The sequence below is a fragment of the Flavobacterium sp. ov086 genome, from assembly GCF_900187965.1.
GTDB lineage: Bacteria > Bacteroidota > Bacteroidia > Flavobacteriales > Flavobacteriaceae > Flavobacterium.
Genome location: NZ_FZNL01000051.1, coordinates 1 through 6,799, shown reverse-complemented (window position 1 = coordinate 6,799; position 6,799 = coordinate 1). Strand labels below are relative to the sequence as shown.

Here is a 6,799-nt window from a genome sequence, read left to right as displayed (position 1 = left end):
TTTAAGTTTAAAGAAGCCATGACCAATTATAATCTGGCAGAAAAGGTAGCACTGCAAACTAATATTGACTATTATTATAACGTAAGAGAATATATTGGTATTACCAAATCTGAAGATTTGGGAGAATACAATGAAGCATTAGATATTTATAAAGAGTGTTATCGATATTATAAAAGCAAAGACGTAAGAAGGTCAAAATATTATAAAGATTATCAAAGTATCATTTTTGGAATAGCAGATTGTTATAAATCTTTGAAGAATACAGATTCAACTTCCTATTATAACATATTGGGATATAAAGAATCTAAAGCAACAAAGAATGACGAATACAAATATCTCTTTGTTTTTTAAATGAAAATGCAAATCAAGTGTCTAAAAAGAATTATAAAGTAGCACTGGATAGCATTAATAAAGCATTGCCTAAAATGATTGAATATAATAATAATGGTAATGTATTAGCCGCGTATTATTATTTAGGAAAAGTCTATGACGGATTAGGTAAAAAAGCAAAAGCGGCTGAGAATTTTATACGAGTAGATTCTATTTATAAAATTACGAAGGAAATAACTATCGAGTTTGTAGATGGATATCCTTTTTCGATTTCTATATTTATATCATGAAAAAGTTCACTTCTTCCTGCAAACCGGAATGAAAGATTCTGGATTGAAATAGTATCAATTTCAAAAATCTTCTTTCCTTCTTCGTTTTCTTTTTCCATCGAGGCAAATTCATATAACAATAAATTTTCTCTTTACATAAGACTGTGTAAAAATTAAAGTAAAAAAGGATGTTGGTCTAATGACCCCCATCATTTTTTACTTACATCTTGAAACCGTCTTTTCAAAGTTATTAAAAGCCTATAAAATAATATTCATCATATCCCGCTTTCTTAAACCCAAAAAAAGATGCTATTTTGTAATTATCCAATAAAATATATTGAGGAATAGCACTTCCTAGATTAATTTTATAAATATTATTCCTTTTCTCTTGGGCGATAGTATTAAATTTCACCTTCTCATCGTTGCCAAAAGAATTGTATGATGAAATAGAAAAATTCTTTTCCTGAATATCCTTTTTTAACAAAAAAACTGTCCCCTTTCTTCAATGGCAAGCTTACGAAAGTCCATTATCATGTTAACAGCTTTTTTATATTCATTTTTATCCAAATAATGAACATAACTGGAAACTATTTCTTCCGGAGTTACATTATCATTAAAAAGTTCCGTGTAAAATTCGTTTAACATTTTACTGCTATCAATAGACTCTTGACCGATAATATTAGAAGGAATTATTATCAGCAAAACAAAAATTATATATTTCATCTAGACTTTAATTAATTATTATTTACAATCCCCTTTTCTTACTGGAGCATTATTTTTACTTGATGTTTTTGTAGTACTTGGAAAAGTACCACTTTTAATATCTTCTCCTAAATTTCCTGGAGAAGTCCCACTAAACATTAATGTTGAAGCCTTTGTTGAAGGCAAATTAATACCCCCTAATTTACCAACTGCGATACCAAAATCTGTACACGCATAGCTATTAACATTATAAGTTTCAGGAGCATTATTTGCATAATTTACTATTGAATTTAGTTGGGTAGGTGAAATTGATTTGGAAATACTTACATTTTCAAAATTATAAAAGCGCTGTAAGATTTGACCTAAGGTACTTTTTCTACTTCCGCTTTCTCCAACAATTGCAATGAATTTGCCTTTTTCGATTTCTATATTTATATCATGAAAAAGTTCACTTCTTCCTGCAAGGCGGAATGAAAGATTCTGGATTGAAATAGTATCAATTTCAAAAATCTCCTTTCCTTCTTCGTTTTCTTTTTCTATCGAGTCAAATTCATATAACAATAATTTAGTATGTAATAAATAATCCCTCGTTTCCTTTAACAATATAATCAAATTAAAAAATCTTATCATTTAATAAATAAAAATACATTACAGGATTGCTTTTACTAACCAAAATAAAAATATTCTCAGGAGATTTATTGAAAACAACTTTTGTTTCTTTATAATCCTTGTATTCTACGATAGAATAATTAGTTGAATCTATTAAAGAACTTTTTTCCTTTTTAATTTTTTTTAAATGCTTATCAAGAATCTTCACCCGATCATTAATATTGTATTTTGGATTATTAATAGCTTCAAAGTACATATAAGTATCAGCAATAAATTTTGCTTTAGTTTTTTCAAAAAAAACTGATTTTACAAAATTATTTACAGTAGATTCATTTGTCTTGTTCTGACTTACAACTCCTATTGTTTTTAAAAGCAACAATACTAGTATTATTAATGAATATCTATTTTTTTTTCATTTAGCATCCTCCTTTCTTTTTTGGGGCATTCGCCTTTGTTGTATTTTTAACCATTTCAATGCAAAATATAATCATAAGTAGTTTCGACAATTTCCCATTTGTTTTTTCTTTTCGTCATGACAACAACCTGATTTCTTTAAATTCCTCTAACATCAGTTATGCCTTCTGCAAATTCAAAGAGTATGTATTTTTGATTGTCATAATATATAGGTTCTGAAATAAAATACAAGTTCATAGAATTGTTATTATATTTATCTAAAAAACTAAAATTCCACAAACCTTTTTTATTTTCATATATAAAATTATAGTTAGGGAAATCTTTTGTATTCCAATACCTCTTAATTGTATCATTTAAATATTTTTGGGATAATTCTTTCCATGCCTTATCATTAAATAATGGACTTCTATAATTATTAACATAATTAGAAATACTATCACCACCATAAAATATTCTTAAGACAGTTTTGTTATTTTCCTTTTCTTTTATAAGGACAGAATGATATTTTTTACTTATTCTCTTAATTTCAAGATAAGCATTTATACAATCATATAATTCACATTTTTTTTGTGAATATGAAATGATAGAATTTAAGATTATTAAAATTAATACAAATTTATTTTTCATCTTTTCTAGTTACAAGATTTACCATCATATATACTAAGAATAAAATCCCTGCTTTATTTATTCTTTTTCCTAGCTGGTTCACAGTATAACATGAATTTTCGCGACAAATCTCTAAACATTGTTAATTACCTCAAATTCTGCTACAAAACCTATCCGTTTAGAATTTATTTTATCAGTACATAGTGCTTTATTAAAATCCGATTTTATTGCTCTTACTTTGATCGCATAATCTTCAATAATAAAAGGCTTATCCTGAGCATAATTTATGTATGAAAACAAAGAAAGAAGCAGTATTAAAAAAATATTTTTCATAATTGTGGTTGGTATTAAGTTTTTCTGTTAGAGAAGCTTATTAATATGAAGAATAATAAAATCAGGATTATATTTTTTTTTATTTATAAAAAAATAAATATCTCTGATTATTTTATGAATCAGGGATTGATTTTCTGTTCTTCCTATTTTTTACAAAATAAACAATGGTACCAACGATCAGAATTGGTAAAACAAAATAATAATAACGCACAAAATGATAATTGCCATTATCAATAACTAAATAAAAAGATTCAGTAAGGTAAAGATAGCTAAACGATATAACACAGATTGTAACAAAAACTAAATAGTTTATAGTTCCTTTTTTAAATTTAAAATATAAATTCGGTTGTAAAAAAAACAACAAATACTTTGAATATCTATCTTTAGATTGCTCTACTCGAGTTTTTAATTTTTCTATTAAAATTTTCGTTAAATGAAAGATCGTACCGATAATAAATATAGGCAAAACAAAAAAGAAATAGCTTATATGGTAGTAAGTATCATACAAGTTAATTGTATAAAAATATTGATTAAAATAAAAAAAGACAACGAGCAAAATGCAGATTGTCAAAAAAATAAATAATTTCTAGTTAATATTTTCATTGTAAAAAAAGCGTTACACATTTTGAAATGTCCTAAATATATCCCTTGAAGACTAATATCATCTAACTAATTCGTATAAGCGACTAGCAATGTAGAGGACGAAAGAAAATAATAATACAAATGTAGCAATAGGTCTATAAGTAAATGCATAATAAGTGTCTTTAATATTGATATCCAAACAATATTTCGTTGGATAGATGTAACCATAAATCAATAATCCTATTCCCAAAATTAAAAGTGCGTCAATAAAGTATCTCATAATTCTGTATAATATTCATCTAAAAATAATGCGTTAAAAAACAAAAAGTAGCACCATTACTAGTCACGCAATGGTGCTACTCTTTTATTATAGTAAAAATTAACGCTAACTATTTTTGTAATTAACAATTAAAACAAAATTATTGCTTGGTTAAAACAATTTGATCTATAGGCATAATTTGTTGAGAAACACCTTGAGGGCAAGAACTAGGCGAAATCATTATTTTCCCGGGTAATAAGTTAAGTTTCATTTTAGTATTATTACTGCTTTTTAAAACCTCTATATAGATCGTTCCTAACTGTCCACAAGCACTTTCTCTCCCAAAATAATTTAAATGATAGGTTGATCTCTGAATATAATCTCCTATAATGACCAAATAATTATCATCGGATAGTGTTGTTGTATTTTCAAGCTGTGTTCCATTAGTATTTGTGATAATGTAACGCATTAATAAAACATCTTCTTTAGTACCCCCCGAGTAGTTGTTTACAAATTTATCAATTCTAAATTTATAAGTTTTATTGTCATAAGTACCTATCCAAGTGCCAACATATTTACCTAATAAATTATTAATATCTTTAAAGTAAGTATTGTCAGGAATTCCATTTTCTGCTAATCGGTAATCTATGGCTTTTTCAACAGGAATAATTTGTTGTGCTTTGCAAGATAAATTTGCTATGATGATAAGACTTAGTATTATTATTATTATTTTTTTCATGTTATTTACTATTGAGTTTATTGACAAGGAGTCGAATTTAATTTGTTATTTGCATTTAATGATTTGCTTTCACTCTTACCATCTTTTTTAATTTTATACAAAGATATTCCATTAATGCCTATATTGTCTTTTAAGAATTTTAGAAAGCCTAATTCTTTTCCATCTCTTGCGATAGCAGCTATATAGATTGGATTTAATGAATTCCAATTCTGATTTGTTTTTACATCTGCAATATTTCCTGTAAAACGTAGAGTATAATCTCCCGAACTTGAAACCATAGTACCAAAAACATTCTCGACAGGAATTCCATTGGTTTTTGCATTAATTAATAACAATAGAAATTGTTTTACATCGTCAGGAGAAAACATTTTTATAGGTGCTTCTTCTTGAGGATTGCCATCTTCATCCAATGTAGCACTTTCATAGGGATCTATATGCACATGCATATATCCGACCATATCAGGTTCAATATTAAATTCTAATGAGTTTACATTAGTTCCTCCACTGCCGTTTTGTAATTCTTTAAATGAGCCATCCTTCTTTTGTGCATATCCACTTTCTTTTTTTAAACTTGTTTTTGCTTTTAAAGCATCCATTTTTGCTTTGAATGCAGGATCTATAGTTTGGTCGTTAATACTTTTACAGGGGTCATTTACAGCAGGAGGAGTAGCGGGACTACTACTACCACCGCCACCACCTGTAGCATCCCAAGTCACTCCTGAGGCACCACCTACAGGGCTATAACCTATACTTGAACCGCCACTTCCCCAAATCATGTCATAACTAACAGCATTCGTGAGTTTAGGCTTAGGACCAATAACTACTTCTTTTAATTCTCCACCATCTATTGTTTTAGAAGTTGAAGATGTTGTTGCGTTACTCTTTACAAACTGAGTGGTAATAACACCATCCTTTGCTCTGTATCCGTTAATGAAATCACCCTCGAGTGAGTAAATAAACATTTTTCCAGAAAAACTGTCTTTAACAGAATTCTCATCAGGTTGCATACTAAAAATAACACTTCTAATTTCATCGTCTATCTTCGTGATTAAAACACGATCATTTCGAACTTCGTTATTTGTTGAAAAAGGAATTACAGTTAATAACTGATCGCTACCGTTTAATTTTTCTAATGTTGCTTTATCAAATTCAAGGTCGCTAATTTTACTGCTTGCTAATTTAGCCGAAGGACTATTAGATGACTTTGTTAAGAATGCTTTAGCATCTTCGATACTTACAGTCTTAATCCTGCTTTGTTCCTGTTTGGTTAGATTTTCGTCATTTTGGCAATTGGTCAATACCAATGCTAAAGTGAAAAAAAAAATCTTTTTATAAATTTTAATTTCTCTAATTTATTATTATTCATATTTTATATTAGTTTTTTATTTTTATAAATTCAATCATGAATAAAAAACATTATTCTTCTTATTCATGTTGGTTAATCTTTAATCTTAGAAGCTACATCTCAAAAAAAACGCTTCTAAATTTAAAATTTCTAAAATTCATGTTTTATATTTTAATAGTTAAACATTATGTCGTGTTCATTGCTTTGTATTTTTATGGGTTACTTAGCAACTGAATTAATCCCACGTAATTGGCCAATTACATTTCGAAAAACAATCTGCTTCTTATCGCAACGTCTTACTGTAAAAAAAATCTCATTTTTCTCAAGTCAAAACTAATTAAACAAGATACCGCTCGCAAATGTTGTCTATCGGAATTCAGGAATCCCGATAAGAAATTCGGGAATTCGAGAAAAAATAAATGTTAAACACTTGTATATTAGTGTCTTGAAAAACAATAAAAAACATAGAATTTATCATTACAATTCTGTAAAGATGCTCTATTTTTGTAAGAAACCCCAATGTATGTTTCCGTATAAACTTCAAAGAATCTTACTATTATTAATACTTCCTATTTTTTTGGTTGCTCAGCCTACACAAAAAGACCTTACAA

General features: G+C 27.7%; 10 protein-coding genes. 3 read left to right on the top strand and 7 right to left on the bottom strand.

The genetic code is table 11. The features are described from left to right. A partial coding sequence (locus tag CHB81_RS27025; protein WP_176427588.1) for a hypothetical protein occupies positions 1–351 on the top strand: 351 nt, incomplete at its 5' end. Between the two features lie 17 nt (positions 352–368). Next, entirely contained in the window at positions 369–620 is a 252-nt protein-coding gene (locus CHB81_RS27020) for a tol-pal system YbgF family protein (RefSeq protein ID WP_132022325.1), read from the top strand. Between the two features lie 456 nt (positions 621–1,076). Here CHB81_RS27020 and CHB81_RS26475 read toward each other — a convergent pair whose 3' ends face one another. The 5 genes from CHB81_RS26475 to CHB81_RS26455 form a co-directional block, all read right to left on the bottom strand. Continuing rightward, the gene (locus CHB81_RS26475; RefSeq protein WP_089354811.1) at positions 1,077–1,322 is read right to left on the bottom strand and encodes a hypothetical protein; all 246 of its coding nucleotides are present in this window, start codon (positions 1,320–1,322) and stop codon (positions 1,077–1,079) included. An 18-nt stretch (positions 1,323–1,340) separates the two neighbouring features. Continuing rightward, positions 1,341–1,862, bottom strand: coding sequence for an ATP-binding cassette domain-containing protein (locus tag CHB81_RS26470; protein WP_254921283.1), 522 nt, complete (start codon positions 1,860–1,862; stop codon positions 1,341–1,343). Between the two features lie 52 nt (positions 1,863–1,914). After that, positions 1,915–2,289 carry a hypothetical protein gene (locus tag CHB81_RS26465; protein ID WP_141130481.1) on the bottom strand — a complete coding sequence of 125 codons (375 nt, stop codon included), beginning with the start codon at positions 2,287–2,289 and terminating at the stop codon, positions 1,915–1,917. 173 nt (positions 2,290–2,462) lie between these two features. Continuing rightward, positions 2,463–2,951 carry a hypothetical protein gene (locus CHB81_RS26460; RefSeq protein ID WP_089354808.1) on the bottom strand — a complete coding sequence of 163 codons (489 nt, stop codon included), beginning with the start codon at positions 2,949–2,951 and terminating at the stop codon, positions 2,463–2,465. A gap of 111 nt (positions 2,952–3,062) precedes the next feature. Further along, the gene (locus CHB81_RS26455; RefSeq protein ID WP_089354807.1) at positions 3,063–3,263 is read right to left on the bottom strand and encodes a hypothetical protein; all 201 of its coding nucleotides are present in this window, start codon (positions 3,261–3,263) and stop codon (positions 3,063–3,065) included. A 433-nt stretch (positions 3,264–3,696) separates the two neighbouring features. On the opposite strand from CHB81_RS26455, the gene CHB81_RS27015 reads away from it, so the two are divergent. Next, positions 3,697–3,846, top strand: coding sequence for a hypothetical protein (locus tag CHB81_RS27015; RefSeq protein ID WP_176427587.1), 150 nt, complete (start codon positions 3,697–3,699; stop codon positions 3,844–3,846). A 418-nt stretch (positions 3,847–4,264) separates the two neighbouring features. Here CHB81_RS27015 and CHB81_RS26450 read toward each other — a convergent pair whose 3' ends face one another. After that, the gene (locus CHB81_RS26450; protein ID WP_089354806.1) at positions 4,265–4,843 is read right to left on the bottom strand and encodes a DUF6705 family protein; all 579 of its coding nucleotides are present in this window, start codon (positions 4,841–4,843) and stop codon (positions 4,265–4,267) included. A gap of 17 nt (positions 4,844–4,860) precedes the next feature. Beyond that, complete coding sequence (locus CHB81_RS26445) at positions 4,861–6,141, bottom strand: hypothetical protein (RefSeq protein ID WP_089354805.1); 1,281 nt, start codon at positions 6,139–6,141, stop codon at positions 4,861–4,863. Positions 6,142–6,799: the final 658 nt, after the last annotated feature.

Excerpts from the sequence above, each read along its gene's own strand:
- CHB81_RS26475 (WP_089354811.1), bottom strand. The coding sequence starts at position 1,322 with ATGAAATATATAATTTTTGTTTTGCTGATAATAATTCCTTCTAATATT.
- CHB81_RS26460 (WP_089354808.1), bottom strand. The coding sequence starts at position 2,951 with ATGAAAAATAAATTTGTATTAATTTTAATAATCTTAAATTCTATCATT.
- CHB81_RS26455 (WP_089354807.1), bottom strand. The coding sequence starts at position 3,263 with ATGAAAAATATTTTTTTAATACTGCTTCTTTCTTTGTTTTCATACATA.
- CHB81_RS27015 (WP_176427587.1), top strand. The coding sequence starts at position 3,697 with ATGAAAGATCGTACCGATAATAAATATAGGCAAAACAAAAAAGAAATA.
- CHB81_RS26450 (WP_089354806.1), bottom strand. The coding sequence starts at position 4,843 with ATGAAAAAAATAATAATAATAATACTAAGTCTTATCATCATAGCAAAT.